Consider the following 16,513-nt stretch of genomic DNA (forward strand, 5'->3'; position numbering starts at 1 on the left):
ACCAGAGAATTTCATTAGTAAAAGGGTTCGTTCTCGATCATTCATTTTATTTAGTATCGTTTGGACCTTTGTAATTTCTTCTTTTCTTATCCAATCATCGTCTAATGATGAAACATTTTGTACTTCATGGTATTGTATTTCTTTATCAATCTTCGCTTGCTGCCTTTTTTCAGATCGAAAATGGTTATAGGCTACATAAGTAGAAGATTTAATCAACCATCCAGGTATGTTTTCAATCCCTTTCCAATCACTACGATATAATTGTAAAAATACTTCTTGTGCTAACTCTTCAGCGATAGATTGATCTTTAACGATCCAGATGATTTGTTTCACAGCGTAAGCATAGTACTGCTTAAATAAATCTTCAAAGGTCATATCAGAAGCATGACTTTCTTCATTTTCTATGGTTAACATGTTCGTTTAAACCTCACTTTCAATTTGATACCTGTATTATAGAGAAACCAGAAAAACGGATTTTGTGACAGTTTTTCTGGATATTTTTTATTATGTACTAAAAAAAGCATTCGTCTAATTAAAAGAGAAATGCAAAAAGGAAATGAAAACATAAAAACTATAACTCTTGCAGTAGTTGTCTATTAATGCACAAGAAAACAGTTAGTTTGTTGCCAAACTGTATCTAAACGTACAATTTCACTTCTTCTATTTTCATGAATATGTATAATTACATAAAATTTCAAAGAAAAAGAGAGTATACTTTCATATTGTGTAATAAAGATAAAGCCCGCCTACGGAAATAGGCGGGCTTTTTTTACTTATAAAGAAAAGACAACCTTTAAGGTGTCTTCCTTTTGAAATCTAGGTTGTCCAGTTTGTTTTACTTTGGTGCAATAGCAATATTGTTTGGAATAAAGTTTCACCATATTGCTATTAAACTAAAATATTAAGATTGCACTTAAACGAAATTTATAGCATCGAAGTTCATTTTGGAAGGGGAATGTAATACTACATTTTTAAAGTATTCGTTACACTTGAACCTCTGCACATTGCGTAGAGCTTTTTTCATGAAGAAAGGACACTCACGTGAGTGTCCTTTCGATAGTTTTTAGCAGAAGCAAGCAGCTCCAACGATGATTAATAAAATAAACAATACAACTAATAAAGCAAATCCTCCAGCGAAGCCACAGCCGCCACAACTACCACCAAAGCCCATAACAGTTCCTCCTTTAAATAGGAGGAGAAAAACAAAGGTTCACTCATGTGTTTTAACGGATTCCATTTACTTTATGCTTTTTACGAATAAATGGAGCAGGTCCTTTTCAAAATAGATTTATTCTTAGCAGGAGTTCAAAGGAAAAACAGGAGAATCCATATTATTCTTTAAGAGCGAATAGATAGAAATCCGCTTTTATACCTTTCATTAAAATAATACTAGCATTATATATTATAAGGAATACTTGTCCTTAATTGTAAATGAAAGGGGGGAATTGATATGAGCTATGGCTATGGTCATCCTCCTGGAAGATGTCATAAACATCACAATGAAACTTTGTCAACGGGTGTATTACGTAGACATTCCGCTACGTTATTTCTTACTGTTGAAGCTATGAATGTTGATCCAGATGATACTCGTAGAGTAACAGTTGAAATGTTTGATTGGTCATCTGGTTCTCCGGTATTGTTACCATTAATAGACCCTTCAACACAAACATTGTCACCTAATCGATATGTTACTTTTCGTTCAGCAGCTCTTCCTCCAGGAGTTTTTGCTTATGAAGTAAGAATCATTCGTCCGAAAGATAGAGATGTTGTTACGAATGTTTTTGGTCTTAGTGCAATCATATTTAACCCACAAGAAGGAAACAATGTTTTACAACATGATTTAGCAAAATTAGACCTTAAATAGATTTTATAAAGGTCTATTTATTGAGCATGATTAAAAAAAGAGTAGGATGTAATCCTACTTTTTTTAACGTTAATTAGAATTTTAAAAGAAATCCTTCATTATTTTAGCATCTTTAATATTCACTATCACACCTTCTACCTTATCTTTCTTCTCATCTTTAGCAATCGTAATTTGCTCCTTATTATCAGCCCACACAAGAAATTCTTCTTTTGAGTCATCTTTATATGTAACAGTAATAGTAGAATGTGCAGATTCTCTCTTTTTTTGATCTAGTGTGATTTGTTTAGGAGTGCCTTTTTGGACTGCTGAAACGATAGATTGTATCATTTTTTCGTTGTCTGTTTGAGATTTGGAAGTAGTATGATTTGTTGTTTTCAGTATTTCAATGTCTGTAATATTAGCGGAATTTAATTGAAAGGTATTTTGTGTATGTTCTTGCTTAGCCTGCGAAGCTTTATCTGTAGCCGAGGTGCTTGTACAACCTATTAAAGTGAAAGATAGAGCGGTTAGTGCGCATATAGATATGATTTTTTTCATAGTATCCCTCCTTAAGTTTAATTATATCAATTTTCTGTTAATTTAGGTAGTTATTGTAAGGAGAAGGTGTTTTAAAGTGGTAAATGATGATGTTCATTCTCTATTAAAATCAAAATTCACATAACTTTTTTCATATTTTATGTTTAACATTTCGAAAATGGGTGTACTACATATAATATAACAAATAATTCATTTTAAAGGAGGAAGTTAAAGATGGAAACGAAGTATAGTAAACCTTTTGTATATGAATTTATTACGGAGAAAGAGGTCATGAATGCGGCGAATGATCTCGTGAAAAAAGGAATAGACCAAAAAGATATTTACGTATTAACGCATGAGAAAGATAGGACAGATAGAATTGCGGACAATGCAGACGTGAATACAATTGGGATAAAAGAGGAGGGACTTGGGACAAGCATTATTAACGTCTTTCAAAAAACAGGAGATCAGTTAAGAAATAAAATGCAAGAGTTAGGGCTTAATGAGGAAGAAGCGAACTTTTATGAAGAAAAACTGGATGAAGGGAAAATCTTGTTATTCGTTAAGGATTTAGAAAGAGTCGGTGAATGGTTACAAGAAAGAAGATGCATGTATTCTATTTAAATTTGTATCCTTTAAATCTATAAATCTATTACGAAAAGGAGATTGTAAATATGAGTGAGAACGGACTAAAAGAACAAGTTAAAGGTAAAGTTGAAAAGAAAAAAGGACAAGTAAAAGAAGGAATTGGTGAAGTTACAGAAGATAGAGAGTTGAAAAATGAAGGTAAGTGGGAAAAAACGAAGGGAACGATAAAAGAAAAAGTCGGAAAAGTGAAACAAAAGATAAGTGATGAATTGGATAATAAAGAATAATATATGTTCATCAAGCTTTAGTTACATACTAAAGCTTGATGAATTCAATATAAAACGAATATAGGAGGTTTAATTGTGGGACTTATTATTACGTGTATTGTAGGTGGACTTATTGGTGCGTTAGCTGGAATGATTACAGGAAAAGACTTTCCGTTAGGTATAGTTGGTAACGTGATTGCCGGATTAATCGGATCTTGGGTAGGTAGTGCGTTATTTGGTCATTGGGGTCCTGAATGGGGAGGCATTTTTGTTCTTCCAGCGTTATTAGGTGCAATCGTCTTTATTTTAATCGTTACATTCTTCTCTAGAATGCTGCGGAAAGCGTAAGTATGATAATAAATAGTAATCTTAAGTTTATTATATATAGTTATAAAATTAATGAACTGATAAAAATACATAAAAAAGCATCCAATTAAACTAATTTGGATGCTTTTTTATGTATTTTACATAGGAATGAGTGGAGGATGAAGAACCCCCCACTCATTAACATTACACTTTCTATTATGTATTAAGCCATCGTTACCTTTTTACAATTATTTATTCTTACGACTTGCCTTGGTTCTATATGAGATAAGTCCTCGCTATTACTTATATCAACTACAATTGTATTTGTTAGTATGTTAATAATGGAACCAACTAATTTTGTAGCATGATCGTGTCGATAAGAAAATTGAACGAAATCTCCCTTTTTAAAGTTGTGCTCTTCCATAGATAGATCCCCCTAAAAATAATGTTTATACATTATACATACACAAAATTATAAGTTTTAAACATTTATTAGTACGATTTAAGTGTTAAGCCGAGAAAGGTGTAGAAAATTTATTTATAATGAAAATAAAAAAATATGTTTAAAACTAATTTTTATGGGTAATTAAATAGTAAAAGTTCGAGATAAGGGGGCGGAAATGATGAATTTGGCAATAAATATTTTGCAAAATGATGTAGGTTATACGGTACAACTTAATGGTGAGATTGATGCGTATACGGCATCAGATTTAAAAAATAAGGTAATGCCTATTACAAGCGAAAAAGAGGTTCATATTGTAGTAGATTTTCATAACGTAGATTATATGGATAGTACAGGCTTAGGAGTTTTTATAGCTTTATTAAAAGCAGTTAAGAAAAATGATGGGAAGCTAGAGTTTACTGGTGTGTCTAAAAGGCTAAAAAGATTATTTGATATTACAGGGCTAACAGAAATATTAAATTTGAATTCCGATTTTGAAAAAGTAGAAAGAAGGTGACTAGGGATGATGGAGAGATTTGAAAAGATAGAAATGAAAATTCCTGCAAAAGCAGAATATGTGGCTATTATTCGTTTAACAATGGCTGGTGTTGCGAATCGAATGGGCTTTGCTTATGACGATATAGAAGATATGAAAATTGCTATTAGTGAAGCTTGTACAAACATTGTACAACATGCATATAAAGAAGACGTTGGAGAAATTACAATTGTCTTTGGCTTATATGAAGATCGATTAGAAATTATGGCTGCGGATAATGGAGTTAGCTTTGATTTTAATAGCTTAAAAAGTAAAGTTGGTCCGTATGATATTAATAAACCAGTAGAACATTTGCCGGAAAATGGTTTAGGTTTATATTTAATCAATACGTTAATGGATGATATACAAATTATGCATGATGAGGGCATGACAGTTTTAATGACAAAATATATACAAAGAGAGCAGGTGGAGAATGATGGAAATCCAATCTCAACCTACAAATCTTACTAAAGAAGACGTTATTAAACTAATTGCAGACTTCCAACAAAACCAATGTGATGAAGCACAGGAAAGATTGGTTAATCACTATAAAAATCTTGTATACTCCATTGCATATCGCTATTCAAAAGGTGGGCCGATGCATGAAGATATTATACAAGTAGGAATGTTAGGGCTCTTAGGTGCAATAAGAAGGTATGATTATTCGATAGGGAATGCTTTTGAGCCGTTTGCAATACCTACAATAGTAGGCGAAATAAAGAAATATTTACGTGATAAAACTTGGGGTATTCACGTTCCAAGGCGAATTAAAGATTTAGGCGGGAAGATTAAACTTGCGATAGAGGAGCTAACAGATCGTTTCCAGCGTTCACCGAAGATTATAGAGATTGCAGATCATTTAGGACTATCCGAAGAGGAAGTGCTAGAAATTATGGATGCGAAAAATAATTATCGCGTATCTTCCTTAGATGATGTAGTTGAAAATTCATCTGATGGCAGTTCGGTAGCGAGGATTGAATCTGTAGGTGAAGTAGAGCAAGGATATGAAGAGACAGAAAGGCGTCTCGTTTTAAAGGATATTTTCAACGTATTAAATGACACAGAAAAGAGTGTTATTCATTATATATTTGGAGAAAATTTAAATCAAAAAGATACAGGGGAACGGTTAGGTATTTCACAAATGCACGTTTCTCGTATTAAAAGACAAGCGATAAGTAAATTGAAGCAAGCAGCATTTTTAGATACATAAAAATTTAAAATCATTATGTTTAAAACATGAGAAAAGGGGTAGTTATTAAATATAGGAGGAGATATAAAAATGTCACACGATGTGAAAGAACTAATCGAAGGATTGAATGAAGATTTAGCAGGAGAATACTCAGCAATTATTATGTATAACCATAATGCAGCTACAGTTTCTGGTATATATAGACAAGTGTTAAAACCTTTCTTTGAATCTGAAATTAGTGATGAACAAGGACATGCCCTATATTTAGCGGAGAAAATTAAGACGTTAGGTGGTACACCTACTACAATCCCTTTACCAGTGAAACAAGTAGAAGATGTTAGAGAAATGTTAGAGTCGGCTAGACAATCAGAATATGAGACAATTAAGCGTTATGAAACGAAAAAAGAACAGGCAGCGAAATTAAATATGACAGAGTTAGTTGTAAAGTTAGAAGATATGATTGCAGATGAAACAAATCATATGGAAGAATTAGATCGTCTTTTAAATGACAAAGCAATGGTGTTAAATTAATAGTGGAAATTTATAGAATGAAAGAACAAACTCTCATTTCTGGGGGTTTGTTCTTTTGCTGTATAAAAATTATGTTAGAGTAGGAAATTTTCATTTTGTAACTGAGTATGCAATACTAGAAAAATAGAAAATGATAATAGATTTACATTTTAAATAAGAAAAGGGGAAATAACTTGTGTCCATTTTAATTGTCGATGATAATCCGGTTAACATCTTTGTAATTGAAAAAATTTTAAAACAAGCCGGATATCAGGATCTTGTATCGCTGAATTCTGCACAAGAGCTTTTCGAATACATTCAATTTGGAGAAGATTCTTCCAGGTATAATGAAATTGATTTAATCTTATTAGATATTATGATGCCTGAAATTGATGGACTTGAAGTTTGTAGGCGATTACAAAAAGAGGAGAAGTTTAAAGATATTCCTATTATTTTTGTTACAGCTTTAGAGGATGCCAATAAATTGGCCGAAGCTCTTGATATGGGGGCAATGGATTATATTACGAAACCTATAAATAAAGTTGAACTATTAGCACGTATGCGTGTAGCGTTACGCTTGAAATCGGAATTAAATTGGCATAAAGAACAAGAAGAAAATCTTCGGAATGAATTAGATTTAGCTACGCAAGTACAAAGAAACTTATTAAGTAGCCCATTAAGAGAAGATTATATAAAAATTGAAGCAAGTTACTTACCTTCATTTAAATTAGCTGGAGATATGTATTATTGGTATAAAATCGATGAAAACCGCTACGGTATTATATTATTAGACGTGATGGGACATGGTATATCTGCTTCATTAGTTTGTATGTTTATTTCGTCTGTATTACGTGAAACGATTAAATCTTTAATCGATCCAGAACTTGTCATTAAAGACTTAAATAAATATATGACTCTTTTACATAATGAGAATGACGATATTCCATATTATTTTACAGCGATATATTTAGTAGTAGATACAGAAAAGAGAACGATTGAATATGTAAATGCAGGGCATCCTTCTGGATACGTTTTAGTTGATGAAACAAATATGGTTGAACTAAATCGCGGGAGTTGTGCGGTAGGATTTTTTGATGAAATAAAAGTTAAAAAGACAGTTATACCTTTTGAGAAGAACGCTCAAATCGTATTGTTTACAGATGGTGTTCTTGAAGCAATTGCAAATGATGAATTTGAGGCTGAAGAGAAATTACGTACTTTTACAGAAAGAAAATGGGGAGATTTAGAAGGCGAGATAGAAGGGTTTTACAAGGAAGAACAAAAGAAAGCGCAATCAGATGATATGTGTCTAATTATGATACAAACGAATGCGAAATAAAAAGCGTATGAAATCCAAACAGAGGATTTCATACGCTTTTTATTGTATTTTTTGATAAATTTGTTCGCTAGGATTAAATTGGGTATAATGCGGCATTATATTTGAAAAACGAAGAGTTTCTTTATTTCCTAAACATAGAAAACCATTGTGACCTAGGCTTTCATAAAATAGTTGCTGCACTTGATTTTGAAGTTTACTTGTAAAGTAAATTAAAACGTTACGACAAAGTATAATATGAAACTCGTTAAAAGATTGATCGGTTACTAAATTATGCTGTGCAAAAATAATGTTTTGTAAAAGTGATGGATTAAAATAAGCAAAACGATTATCTGTTGAATAATAGTTAGAAAATGCTTGTGTACCGCCAGCTTGTAAATAATTTTTCGTATAAGTTTGCATTTTATTTAACGGGAGGATAGCTTGTTTTGCTTTTTCTAACACATTTGTATTCATATCTGTTGCGTAAATAACCGACTTTTCACTTAATCCTTCTTCGTGAAGTAAGATGGACATTGATAATACTTCTTCACCAGTTGCGCATCCAGCATGCCAAATTCTAATTTCAGGTTGCTTTTTTAATTCAGGAATAACATGCTCTCTAAGCGCTTTAAAAAAGGCAGGGTTACGGAACATCTCAGTTACATTAATCGAGAAATCATTTAATAACTGTTCTAAAACCCCTTCCTCGTGAATTACTTTTTCAATTAATTTTGAAATGGTAGGGATATTAGAGAGCTGCATTCTATTACAAATTCTTCTATAAATAGATGTGCGAGCATATTGGCGAAAATCAAATCCTGATAGTTTAAATACCGCTTCCAATAGTAATTCAATTTCTAAGTTCGTGCGCTCATCCGTATCTACTGATGGATCAAAATTATAATACTTATTTTCCACTCCAACTAAACCTCACTTATTTTATTAACCATACACTCATTACCGAATAGAGTTGATGTAGATTTAATGGTTTACTTATATAATCTGAAGCGCCAGCAGATAAACATTTTTCCTTATCATTTGGCATTGCTTTAGCAGTTAATGCGATAATAGGTATTTCATTTAACCCTAAGTTCATTCGGATATTTTCCATCGTTTCATAACCGTCCATATTAGGCATCATAATATCCATTAAAATAAGGTCAATATTTGTATTACTTTTTAGTATTTCTAAACACTCTAAGCCGTTTTGGGCAGTAATAATGTTGGCATTTTGTTTTTTTAATGCGTTTTGTAACGCAAATATATTTCGATGATCATCATCGACAATTAAAATGGTTTTCTCTTGGAAGACGTTATTTGTTTCGGGAGTAACGATAGTTTCTTCAACAACTTCAGCAGGAATAACATCTTCTATCGTTGCTGCGACTTCTAAATTGGATAACTGTATATCTGGTAATCCATTTGGAAGATTAGGAATATATACCGTGAAAGTACTACCTTCTCCTACATTACTCTCTAACGTAATCCAACCACCTAACAATCTAGCAAACTCTTTACAAATAGATAAACCTAATCCTGTACCACCATACTTCCGAATCGTTGCGCCATCTGCCTGTTGAAAGGCTTCGAAAATAAGTTGATGCTGTTCTTTAGCGATACCAATACCAGTATCTTTTACTGAAATTGTAATCCAATCTTTACTTATAGACTGCATATCATGACTTAAATTACTTGTTTCTATCGAATCGAAATGTAAAGAAACGGATCCTTTTTCTGTAAATTTAAATGCATTGGATAATAAGTTTTTAATAATTTGCTCAATCCGTTTTGCATCTGTATAAAACAGATCAGGAATCGTATCACTGTCTTCAATAGTAAATTCGACATTTTTTTGTGCAGCTATATGTAAAAAGTTTTGATGCATATTGGCTGCCATGTCACTTATGTTCGTTGCTTCAAAAATGATGTCTAGTTTGCCTGCTTCTACTTTAGATAAATCGAGTATGTCATTAATTAAAGTAAGTAAGTCTTTCCCTGATGAATGAATGACAGTTGCTAATTCAATCTCATCGTCGGATAAATTGTTATCATGATTTTCTCTTAACATTTCAGATAATAGTAAAATACTATTTAACGGTGTGCGTAATTCATGTGACATATTTGCTAGGAACTCAGATTTGTATTTTGAGCTGCGTAACAACTCGCTTGCTTTTTCTTCTAATTCTGATTTAGTAATTTGTAAGTCAGCTGTCTTCTGCTCAGCCTCTTCAGTTCTAGACTCTAATTGTTCATTCGTTGTTCGTAATTCTTCTGCTTGCATTTGTAGTTCTTCCGCTTGCGTTTGCAATTCTTCTGATTGAACTTGTAACTCTTCTGTCATTGCTTGTGATTCATGTAAAAGAGTTTGAATTCGCATACGTCCCATAATGCTATGGATTGTTAAACCTAGATTATCAACGGTTTGTTGAATTAAATCTTGATGTAAATCTGAAATCTCAGTTACACTTACTAACTCCATTACTGCGATTACTTCATCCTCAAATAAGATAGGGATGATTAATAGATTTTTAGGACGTATTTCTAATACTCCGCTAGTGACATAACGAAACTCTTCGGGTATATCCCTGAGAATAAAACTTTTCTTTTCTAAGGCAGACTGTCCAATGAAACCTTCACCCATTTGAATGGATTGTTTCCCAATATCAGCACCTTGATCGGCGAAAGAAGCTTTTTTCACATAGTAGACAGTTTCTTCATATTCTTCACGTACATAAAATGCACCGCAAGAAGTTTGCGTTTTTTGTATAATTCCACTAAGAATTTTTTTACCTAACATCTCAATAGAAGATACACCTTGATACATTAAAATTAATTCTGCAAGCTCCGTTTGTAACCACTCTCTTTTCGATATTTCGTCTAGTAGGTGATTCGTTGTATGAGCAAGATCTTTTATTTCATCACGTGTGTTTACATGAATTCTTTCCGTGATTTTTTCTTTAGAAGAAATGGATTTAATAGCTTGAATTACATTTTTAATCGTTTTTGTAATGGAATTCGAAATATAGAGTGAAATGATAATAGAAATACAAGAAAGTAAGAACAATAAACTGTATAACCAAATCTCTAATTTATTATTTTCAGTATCTAATTGTGCTGCTCTTTTTTTTGTTAATTGCTCCTCAGTGCTACGGAAGTTAGTTACCTGTGACTGTAATGACTGAATTTGAGTCGTGTCGATTGTTTGTACATTATTACTATTATGATTTGCAATTAACGGGTGAATCTCTTTATTTATCCAACTAATAATATTTTCGTTAATCTGTTTTAATTTTTCTTGCTGAGATGGGTTATCCTCTAATAATGAGAAAAGATCTTGATAATGCTTTTCGTAATCCTTTTCCGCAGAATTAAGAGATTGTACGTAATTTGGATTATTAGAAATGATAAACCCTTTCGCTTTATTTTCAATTGTTAGTAAATCCTTCTCCACTTGATTTGTTAAATTGAGAACTTTAAAATCGTGATCAATAATAAAATTACGAGATTTTTGTAAATTAGAAATCTCATTGTTCAACATAATGAAAGAAACAAGTAAGAACAAAATGATAACTAAATAACCAGCCATAATTTTGTAGCGAATACTAAATTTTGCTTTCGAGTTCATTAAAAATTCCTACCTTCAAGGTTATTAAAACTTTTCTATTTTAAAGAATGAAAAACGTAATATATATTATATCAGTTTTCATAAGGCTAAACTAGAAATCCCCCTATTGTATTAGGGGGTTCTTTTTTAATAGAGGAAATCATTTTGAAATATAAAACTATATATGAAAGGTAGTAAACGAGGGAATAGAGGATAACAAATATTCTAAGAAGGGAAGAGTGTTCTTAAAGCTCTTTTTGCATCTATTCCTTCAAAAATAAATAATACAAGATCTCTCTTTTTTACAGTAAGGAAAAAGGATACTAGAGTGCTTAAGTTTTTAATAGAAGTAAGTGTTCCGTGTTTACTTATAAATACATTCGTTTGAAATGTTGTCATTAAAGCATAAAAATGATGAATCTGAGTTATTGTAGGTGTTTCATTATAAGAAATAGTAGTAGAGTGAATGGCGTTCATCGTAATATTCCTTTCCATATAGTAAGCATAACAATATAAACATACCCGTTTAAAAAAATGTTAAACATATAAATAAGAAAAAATATAATTATAGTTTTTTACGTTTAGAAAAGGTTAGGAAGGGTATACATATACTACAAAGAGATTAACTGAAGATGAATTGTAAGATGTCTATTTTTAGTAGATTAGTTTATCAAAATATACTTTTACTTTAAATAAAAAGGAGCCTGGTATACATGAATGAAATGATGATTAATATTACATTTGATTTAATTTACTTGTTAAGTAGTTCACTTGTAGTGCTTTTACTATTCGCTTTTTTCGTAAATGGTTATGTTAATAAAAAGATTAGTGTATACAGAAATGAAGAAAAATAAAGATACATTATATAAAACTTTAGGAGGTTAATAGTTATGAATGTAGATAGAAAAATAGTAGGTGTTTTTAGAACAATTGATGATGCGGCACTCGTTATTAATGAATTAAATGAAAAAGGATACTCAGCAGATAACATTTCAGCTATTGCGAAAGATCAAAAGGAAATTGAACATCTGGAAGAAAAATCGGGTGAAAAAGTGAATAGCGAAACTGCACATAAAGCAGATATCTTTTCAGCGACAGGGCTTGTTGCTGGAGGAGTAGCAGGCGGGCTCGGTGGTTTATTAACAGGTCTTGGTATACTTGCCGTATCTGGAATGGGTCCAATTGTAGCAGCAGGACCAATCGCAGCAGCTATTGGAGGAGCCGGTATTGGCGGAGGAGCTGGAAGTTTAATAGGAGCATTTATTGGCTTAGGAATCCCTGAAGACCATGCTAAAAAGTATGAAGAATATATTTACGATGGAAATATATTAATTTTAGTAGATGCAAAATTAGATGATAAGTTAGAAATCTATAAAATATTTGATAAGCATAATGCCTATAACTCTGATTTCTTTAAATAAAATGTAAACAAAGTGAATATCGTTTTTGATCTTACAACTTTGGCGCGGCCGAGGAGTCGTATGACTATAAGAGAGGAAGGGCTTATAGTAAAAGATCAAGTCCTATTATGATATTGAGAAGGGAAGAGGTGTCTATTCGTGATTGTAAAAATATTAAAGGATAGTAGTAATAGTTTCCTTTGCACAGTTCAAAATAAAAATGGAGATCAGTATGTGAAAAAATGGTTTAGTAAACATGAAAATAATAAAGAATTAGGGCGACCAACTTTTAAAGAAGTAGAAAAGGATTGGAAAGAAAATAGAGACTCGTTTATGTATCCAAATATTAAAGCGCTTTATTAAAATGAAACATAAAGCGCATTTTATTATTACAAAATTGTCACACTCCTGTAAGGTAATTCAATAGATTAGTTACTTTTTCCATGTCATAATAAAGACATAAGAAAGCTAATTAAAACTACAACTTATTAGGAGAGTGTCAGTCATGATTGTAACAACAACTTCTGGAATTCAAGGTAAAGAAATTATTGAGTATATTGATATTGTAAATGGTGAAGCGATTATGGGTGCAAACATTGTCCGAGATTTATTCGCTTCCGTTCGTGATGTTGTCGGTGGTCGTGCTGGTGCTTACGAAAGTAAATTAAAAGACGCACGTGATATTGCAATGGATGAAATGAAAGAACTTGCACGACAAAAAGGTGCGAACGCTATCGTTGGTATTGACGTAGATTATGAAGTTGTTCGTGATGGAATGTTAATGGTTGCTGTAAGTGGTACAGCTGTACGTATATAAGTAAATAAAAAACAGGCTCACCCCTTGAAGTTTATGCTTTGAGGGGTTTTTTTGTTTTTAAGTTGTAGAAGTAAACTCCAGTTGCAAGGGTAAAATGAAAAAGAGACAGTGATGCTACATATATGTAGTGTGAGTGCAAACTTTATAATAAATAATAAAGTTGTTATTTGAGATAATGGAAGAATTAGTGGTATAAATAACTTTATAGATAATAATCAAAATAGAGAAGACAGAATGTTCATGGATGGAATGGTTAAGGGGATTTTCCAATCTGTAATAAAAAACGGAGGTACTGAGAACGTTTTACAGATGTCTACTACATAAAATTTATAATGGATTGGGGGCAATTTTTATGTTTTGGTTAGGGGGCTTTTTAGGATACATTGTAGGTTCTATTACTACATGTGCGCTACTTTACTTTGGTTATAGAGCCGAGAAGAACAAAAAAGCGGATATGCGAAAGAAAGAGGAGAGAAACATCAATAAAAAAGGTGTATAGGATGTGGAAGAAAAATTGATAACATTGATGCAAAAATAAAGGACAGTTACATATTTCATATGATTACTATGTACTGTCCCGCTTATTCCTTTTGGATTAGGAAAAATTGTTTCCTGTCTTGCTATAAAATTCATAGGCAAAAAAACCAAATAAATAGCCTATTCCGGATCCTAAACTAATTGAAAGTAGTAAAGAATCAGGAGAAAATATGCCGACAATAATACCGATCAAACACCCTAAAAGCATTGCCATTGGTATTAAACTGTCTAATAAAATTTGAGTGTTTTTTGATTTTTTCTTACCTAATTTGCCGTGCTTATATTTATGTTCCAATCTTTTTATTACAAATACTACAATTCCCCCGACTAGTATAATAGGCCAAATTGCCGAAATGAACCACATGTTAGAAGCTCCTTTCGTTTTTTAATTAAATTATACCATATATTAACATTTTAAATTTAAGCGGAGAGAAGGTCTTCTGCATTTCTTCTCCTTTTATTTATGACTAAAGTTAATAGGAGTAAAATTAAGCTTAAAAGTGCCATTATAATAAAAACTTGCGTATAACTATCAAAATAGTCACGAGCTATCCCAGCTAGGACAGGAATGAATCCGCCCATAATATATCCTCCTGATTGCATCATAGCAGTCCATGCACTTGCATCTTCTGAAGTTTTTGTTTCATATAGCGGCAGCATAAGAGCGAGTGGAAATACGCCGCCGAGCCCGATACCTAGTAAAATAGAAGGGATCCATGGTGTAGTTAGTGGGTAAATCATAAGCGATAAACCTACGATTACAAAGCATATACTCCCTAATAACCAAAGTGCTCTGTTTTTATAAATATCCGCTAATGTCGGAATTAAAAAGCTACATATCATTTGGATCACGGTAAAAACAGTTATAAGAGTACCTGCTTGCTCACTACTCACACCCATACTTTGATTTGCCGGCGCAAGCCAAGTCGTAATGGAATAAAAGATTCCTGATTGTAGCCCGAAAAGGATTGTAAATAACCATGCTTTTTTATTTCTTAAAGGCAATTTATTATTCTTTTTATTTTGTGTGTTCGTCTTCTTTTTTCGTTTCATAACAGGATACCAAAACATAATAGCGATAATAGTTAGTGCACCCCAAAAAGCGAGTGCCATATTCCAAGATCCTTTTAATACATGTTGTAAAGGGATTGTTAAACCTGCACTTAAAGAAGCGCCAGTTCCCATACCTACTGAATATATGCCAATCATTAAGCCAATTTTTGTAGGGAATTTTTCTTTAATAAAACCTGATAGTAAAGGACCTGCAAGTGCAATTCCAATACCGATAAATAAAGAACTCGCGAATAATGTGGAAATGGAAAAGGTAAAAGCTCTCATACATGTTGCCAAGCCGATTAAAATAAGACAAGTCATAATTGATTTTTCTGCCCCGTATTTTTTAATTACCTTCCCAGTCAGTAAGGCGAATGTCCCCATACAAAAAACAGGAATAGCTGTTAAAAAACTAACGGAAAAATTGCTTATATTTAAGTCTTGTCGGATTGTTTCTAATAAAGGTGAAACAGATGTAATTCCGATACGTAAATTAATGGAAACAAAAAATAGTGCTAGTATATACAAATAAGTTCGTTCTTGCTGTTTCAATTTCATTTTCTCCTTTCTTAAACATCAGATGTTATTGAGTATATCATCTGATGTTTTTGTGTAATAGATAAGGAGCTTATTTCAGCTCCAAATTTTGAACAGCGTATGTTCGTGCCTCTTCGGCATTTTGCTTTAAAATAGCTTGGAATAACTTTTCATGAATGCCAGAGTTGTCTTCATAGTTCGCTGTATGTAATATTAATTGACTTAAAATATGGCGAAGGGCAGGTACGAAAGATTGATACAAATCAAATAGAACTTCGTTTTTGCTCGCCTTTGCAATGGCTAGATGAAACTGAATGTCTGCATCTATGTATGCTACATAATTTCCTTCTTGAAGGGCATTTTTTCTTTTATTCAAATGTCCTTTTAAATATAAAAGATCCTCTTCGCTTCGGCGCTGTGCCGCTAACATCGCTACTTCTTTATCTAACATATTTCGTGCTTCATACACATGATTTATATTAGCTGCTTGCAGTCTTTTTTCAAATGAATCTTGCGTTGTATTTAATGAGACAATACGAGTGCCTTGTCCTTGTCGAACTTCTAATACGCCAGCATGTACTAATATCTTTATACTCTCTCGCAGCGTTGAACGTCCTACCCCTAGCTCTTCCATTAATTGCGGCTCTGTAGGGAGGCGATCACCAACTTCATACTCGCCAGAAAAGATTTTCTCTTGTAGACGTTCCAATACTTCATCGACTAATTTTCGCCGAGAAACTTTTGAAAAGGATTTCTTTTCGTTCATATTCATCTGCTCATCTCCTGTTATATTCGTTTTTATGATAACCAATTTAAGTTGTGTTGACAATGTTATTTTTTAGGTAGTTGAAGCCGAGATACTAAGAGATTCTTTTATGGCATTCAATAACTCGTCAAAAACACTTTCCCTTTCGTTTTCTGTTAGTGATAGGTAAGGATTTGAAGTTATCTCTACCTTTTCCCCCACTCCACACCGTACGTGAGACTTTCACCTCATACGGCGCTCCATCTAATTTGTTTATTGTTTAATT

The 16,513-nt window shown here is 32.4% G+C and carries 24 protein-coding genes; 14 read left to right on the forward strand and 10 right to left on the reverse strand.

Annotated elements, in window-relative coordinates; all coding sequences use genetic code 11:
- Together ACS2CR_RS28985 and ACS2CR_RS28990 are read right to left on the reverse strand one after the other, a co-directional pair.
- Positions 1-414, reverse strand: a 414-nt coding sequence (locus ACS2CR_RS28985; protein ID WP_438906114.1) for an RNA polymerase sigma factor SigX, incomplete at its 3' end; no start/stop codon positions are given.
- Between the two features lie 649 nt (positions 415-1,063).
- On the reverse strand, positions 1,064-1,171 hold the full coding sequence (locus tag ACS2CR_RS28990) for a YjcZ family sporulation protein (RefSeq protein ID WP_000505670.1): 108 nt from the start codon (positions 1,169-1,171) through the stop codon (positions 1,064-1,066).
- Between the two features lie 279 nt (positions 1,172-1,450).
- On the opposite strand from ACS2CR_RS28990, the gene ACS2CR_RS28995 reads away from it, so the two are divergent.
- The gene (locus tag ACS2CR_RS28995) at positions 1,451-1,864 is read left to right on the forward strand and encodes a hypothetical protein (protein WP_153602428.1); all 414 of its coding nucleotides are present in this window, start codon (positions 1,451-1,453) and stop codon (positions 1,862-1,864) included.
- Positions 1,865-1,945: 81 nt separating this feature from the next.
- Here the strand turns inward: ACS2CR_RS28995 and ACS2CR_RS29000 are convergent, their stop codons facing one another.
- Positions 1,946-2,401 carry a hypothetical protein gene (locus tag ACS2CR_RS29000; RefSeq protein WP_000720850.1) on the reverse strand — a complete coding sequence of 152 codons (456 nt, stop codon included), beginning with the start codon at positions 2,399-2,401 and terminating at the stop codon, positions 1,946-1,948.
- Positions 2,402-2,614: 213 nt separating this feature from the next.
- Here ACS2CR_RS29000 and ACS2CR_RS29005 point away from each other — a divergent pair, with 213 nt between their 5' ends.
- From ACS2CR_RS29005 to ACS2CR_RS29015, 3 genes are all read left to right on the forward strand, one after another.
- The gene (locus ACS2CR_RS29005) at positions 2,615-3,004 is read left to right on the forward strand and encodes a general stress protein (protein ID WP_000448802.1); all 390 of its coding nucleotides are present in this window, start codon (positions 2,615-2,617) and stop codon (positions 3,002-3,004) included.
- A gap of 50 nt (positions 3,005-3,054) precedes the next feature.
- A complete protein-coding gene (locus ACS2CR_RS29010; protein WP_001293468.1) occupies positions 3,055-3,255 on the forward strand; it encodes a CsbD family protein in 201 nt (66 codons plus the stop codon).
- A 75-nt stretch (positions 3,256-3,330) separates the two neighbouring features.
- A complete protein-coding gene (locus tag ACS2CR_RS29015) occupies positions 3,331-3,582 on the forward strand; it encodes a GlsB/YeaQ/YmgE family stress response membrane protein (protein WP_000522903.1) in 252 nt (83 codons plus the stop codon).
- A 181-nt stretch (positions 3,583-3,763) separates the two neighbouring features.
- On the opposite strand, the gene ACS2CR_RS29020 is transcribed toward ACS2CR_RS29015, so the two are convergent.
- A complete protein-coding gene (locus ACS2CR_RS29020; protein ID WP_000391011.1) occupies positions 3,764-3,964 on the reverse strand; it encodes a hypothetical protein in 201 nt (66 codons plus the stop codon).
- Between the two features lie 196 nt (positions 3,965-4,160).
- Here ACS2CR_RS29020 and ACS2CR_RS29025 point away from each other — a divergent pair, with 196 nt between their 5' ends.
- The 5 genes from ACS2CR_RS29025 (at position 4,161) to ACS2CR_RS29045 (ending at position 7,555) form a co-directional block, all read left to right on the forward strand.
- Entirely contained in the window at positions 4,161-4,499 is a 339-nt protein-coding gene (locus ACS2CR_RS29025; RefSeq protein ID WP_002060869.1) for an STAS domain-containing protein, read from the forward strand.
- Between the two features lie 6 nt (positions 4,500-4,505).
- Positions 4,506-4,988, forward strand: coding sequence for an anti-sigma B factor RsbW (rsbW, locus tag ACS2CR_RS29030; protein WP_000970580.1), 483 nt, complete (start codon positions 4,506-4,508; stop codon positions 4,986-4,988).
- Positions 4,951-5,727 carry an RNA polymerase sigma factor SigB gene (sigB, locus tag ACS2CR_RS29035; RefSeq protein WP_002093898.1) on the forward strand — a complete coding sequence of 259 codons (777 nt, stop codon included), beginning with the start codon at positions 4,951-4,953 and terminating at the stop codon, positions 5,725-5,727. Before rsbW ends, sigB begins: the two co-directional genes overlap by 38 nt.
- 69 nt (positions 5,728-5,796) lie before the next feature.
- Positions 5,797-6,237 (forward strand): ferritin-like domain-containing protein, encoded by a 441-nt coding sequence (locus ACS2CR_RS29040; RefSeq protein ID WP_153602429.1) that lies wholly within the window; start codon positions 5,797-5,799, stop codon positions 6,235-6,237.
- Positions 6,238-6,412: 175 nt separating this feature from the next.
- Complete coding sequence (locus ACS2CR_RS29045; RefSeq protein WP_000025538.1) at positions 6,413-7,555, forward strand: fused response regulator/phosphatase; 1,143 nt, start codon at positions 6,413-6,415, stop codon at positions 7,553-7,555.
- A 39-nt stretch (positions 7,556-7,594) separates the two neighbouring features.
- On the opposite strand, the gene ACS2CR_RS29050 is transcribed toward ACS2CR_RS29045, so the two are convergent.
- From ACS2CR_RS29050 to ACS2CR_RS29060, 3 genes are all read right to left on the reverse strand, one after another.
- The gene (locus tag ACS2CR_RS29050) at positions 7,595-8,452 is read right to left on the reverse strand and encodes a CheR family methyltransferase (RefSeq protein WP_000429042.1); all 858 of its coding nucleotides are present in this window, start codon (positions 8,450-8,452) and stop codon (positions 7,595-7,597) included.
- A gap of 16 nt (positions 8,453-8,468) precedes the next feature.
- A complete protein-coding gene (locus ACS2CR_RS29055; protein ID WP_001084955.1) occupies positions 8,469-11,159 on the reverse strand; it encodes an ATP-binding protein in 2,691 nt (896 codons plus the stop codon).
- Positions 11,160-11,363: 204 nt separating this feature from the next.
- Positions 11,364-11,615, reverse strand: a complete 252-nt coding sequence (locus ACS2CR_RS29060) for a hypothetical protein (protein WP_000991357.1) — start codon at positions 11,613-11,615, stop codon at positions 11,364-11,366.
- A gap of 236 nt (positions 11,616-11,851) precedes the next feature.
- Between ACS2CR_RS29060 and ACS2CR_RS29065 the strand changes: the two genes are divergently transcribed.
- The 5 genes from ACS2CR_RS29065 (at position 11,852) to ACS2CR_RS29085 (ending at position 13,854) form a co-directional block, all read left to right on the forward strand.
- On the forward strand, positions 11,852-11,992 hold the full coding sequence (locus ACS2CR_RS29065) for a hypothetical protein (protein WP_001004571.1): 141 nt from the start codon (positions 11,852-11,854) through the stop codon (positions 11,990-11,992).
- 36 nt (positions 11,993-12,028) lie between these two features.
- Complete coding sequence (locus ACS2CR_RS29070; RefSeq protein WP_001100100.1) at positions 12,029-12,559, forward strand: general stress protein; 531 nt, start codon at positions 12,029-12,031, stop codon at positions 12,557-12,559.
- Positions 12,560-12,697: 138 nt separating this feature from the next.
- Complete coding sequence (locus ACS2CR_RS29075) at positions 12,698-12,901, forward strand: DUF4028 family protein (RefSeq protein WP_000635852.1); 204 nt, start codon at positions 12,698-12,700, stop codon at positions 12,899-12,901.
- Between the two features lie 142 nt (positions 12,902-13,043).
- On the forward strand, positions 13,044-13,355 hold the full coding sequence (locus tag ACS2CR_RS29080) for a heavy metal-binding domain-containing protein (RefSeq protein ID WP_000637506.1): 312 nt from the start codon (positions 13,044-13,046) through the stop codon (positions 13,353-13,355).
- 352 nt (positions 13,356-13,707) lie between these two features.
- Positions 13,708-13,854, forward strand: coding sequence for a hypothetical protein (locus ACS2CR_RS29085; protein WP_000498642.1), 147 nt, complete (start codon positions 13,708-13,710; stop codon positions 13,852-13,854).
- Positions 13,855-13,950: 96 nt separating this feature from the next.
- Here ACS2CR_RS29085 and ACS2CR_RS29090 read toward each other — a convergent pair whose 3' ends face one another.
- The 3 genes from ACS2CR_RS29090 to ACS2CR_RS29100 all read right to left on the reverse strand — a co-directional run bounded on the left by ACS2CR_RS29090 (position 13,951) and on the right by ACS2CR_RS29100 (position 16,254).
- The gene (locus tag ACS2CR_RS29090; protein WP_000264240.1) at positions 13,951-14,256 is read right to left on the reverse strand and encodes a hypothetical protein; all 306 of its coding nucleotides are present in this window, start codon (positions 14,254-14,256) and stop codon (positions 13,951-13,953) included.
- A gap of 56 nt (positions 14,257-14,312) precedes the next feature.
- A complete protein-coding gene (locus ACS2CR_RS29095; protein ID WP_053513638.1) occupies positions 14,313-15,503 on the reverse strand; it encodes an MFS transporter in 1,191 nt (396 codons plus the stop codon).
- A gap of 70 nt (positions 15,504-15,573) precedes the next feature.
- The gene (locus ACS2CR_RS29100; RefSeq protein ID WP_053513636.1) at positions 15,574-16,254 is read right to left on the reverse strand and encodes a FadR/GntR family transcriptional regulator; all 681 of its coding nucleotides are present in this window, start codon (positions 16,252-16,254) and stop codon (positions 15,574-15,576) included.
- Positions 16,255-16,513: the final 259 nt, after the last annotated feature.

The organism is Bacillus cereus group sp. BceL291 (assembly GCF_051776705.1).
GTDB classification, from domain to species: domain Bacteria; phylum Bacillota; class Bacilli; order Bacillales; family Bacillaceae_G; genus Bacillus_A; species Bacillus_A cereus.

Bases quoted from the DNA above. Each gene is read 5' to 3' on its own strand.
- ACS2CR_RS28990 (WP_000505670.1), bottom strand. From the start codon at position 1,171: ATGGGCTTTGGTGGTAGTTGTGGCGGCTGTGGCTTCGCTGGAGGATTT.
- ACS2CR_RS28995 (WP_153602428.1), top strand. From the start codon at position 1,451: ATGAGCTATGGCTATGGTCATCCTCCTGGAAGATGTCATAAACATCAC.
- ACS2CR_RS29000 (WP_000720850.1), bottom strand. From the start codon at position 2,401: ATGAAAAAAATCATATCTATATGCGCACTAACCGCTCTATCTTTCACT.
- ACS2CR_RS29005 (WP_000448802.1), top strand. From the start codon at position 2,615: ATGGAAACGAAGTATAGTAAACCTTTTGTATATGAATTTATTACGGAG.
- ACS2CR_RS29010 (WP_001293468.1), top strand. From the start codon at position 3,055: ATGAGTGAGAACGGACTAAAAGAACAAGTTAAAGGTAAAGTTGAAAAG.
- ACS2CR_RS29020 (WP_000391011.1), bottom strand. From the start codon at position 3,964: ATGGAAGAGCACAACTTTAAAAAGGGAGATTTCGTTCAATTTTCTTAT.
- ACS2CR_RS29025 (WP_002060869.1), top strand. From the start codon at position 4,161: ATGATGAATTTGGCAATAAATATTTTGCAAAATGATGTAGGTTATACG.
- rsbW (WP_000970580.1), top strand. From the start codon at position 4,506: ATGATGGAGAGATTTGAAAAGATAGAAATGAAAATTCCTGCAAAAGCA.
- sigB (WP_002093898.1), top strand. From the start codon at position 4,951: ATGATGGAAATCCAATCTCAACCTACAAATCTTACTAAAGAAGACGTT.
- ACS2CR_RS29040 (WP_153602429.1), top strand. From the start codon at position 5,797: ATGTCACACGATGTGAAAGAACTAATCGAAGGATTGAATGAAGATTTA.
- ACS2CR_RS29055 (WP_001084955.1), bottom strand. From the start codon at position 11,159: ATGAACTCGAAAGCAAAATTTAGTATTCGCTACAAAATTATGGCTGGT.
- ACS2CR_RS29060 (WP_000991357.1), bottom strand. From the start codon at position 11,615: ATGAACGCCATTCACTCTACTACTATTTCTTATAATGAAACACCTACA.
- ACS2CR_RS29065 (WP_001004571.1), top strand. From the start codon at position 11,852: ATGAATGAAATGATGATTAATATTACATTTGATTTAATTTACTTGTTA.
- ACS2CR_RS29070 (WP_001100100.1), top strand. From the start codon at position 12,029: ATGAATGTAGATAGAAAAATAGTAGGTGTTTTTAGAACAATTGATGAT.
- ACS2CR_RS29080 (WP_000637506.1), top strand. From the start codon at position 13,044: ATGATTGTAACAACAACTTCTGGAATTCAAGGTAAAGAAATTATTGAG.
- ACS2CR_RS29085 (WP_000498642.1), top strand. From the start codon at position 13,708: ATGTTTTGGTTAGGGGGCTTTTTAGGATACATTGTAGGTTCTATTACT.
- ACS2CR_RS29090 (WP_000264240.1), bottom strand. From the start codon at position 14,256: ATGTGGTTCATTTCGGCAATTTGGCCTATTATACTAGTCGGGGGAATT.
- ACS2CR_RS29095 (WP_053513638.1), bottom strand. From the start codon at position 15,503: ATGAAATTGAAACAGCAAGAACGAACTTATTTGTATATACTAGCACTA.
- ACS2CR_RS29100 (WP_053513636.1), bottom strand. From the start codon at position 16,254: ATGAATATGAACGAAAAGAAATCCTTTTCAAAAGTTTCTCGGCGAAAA.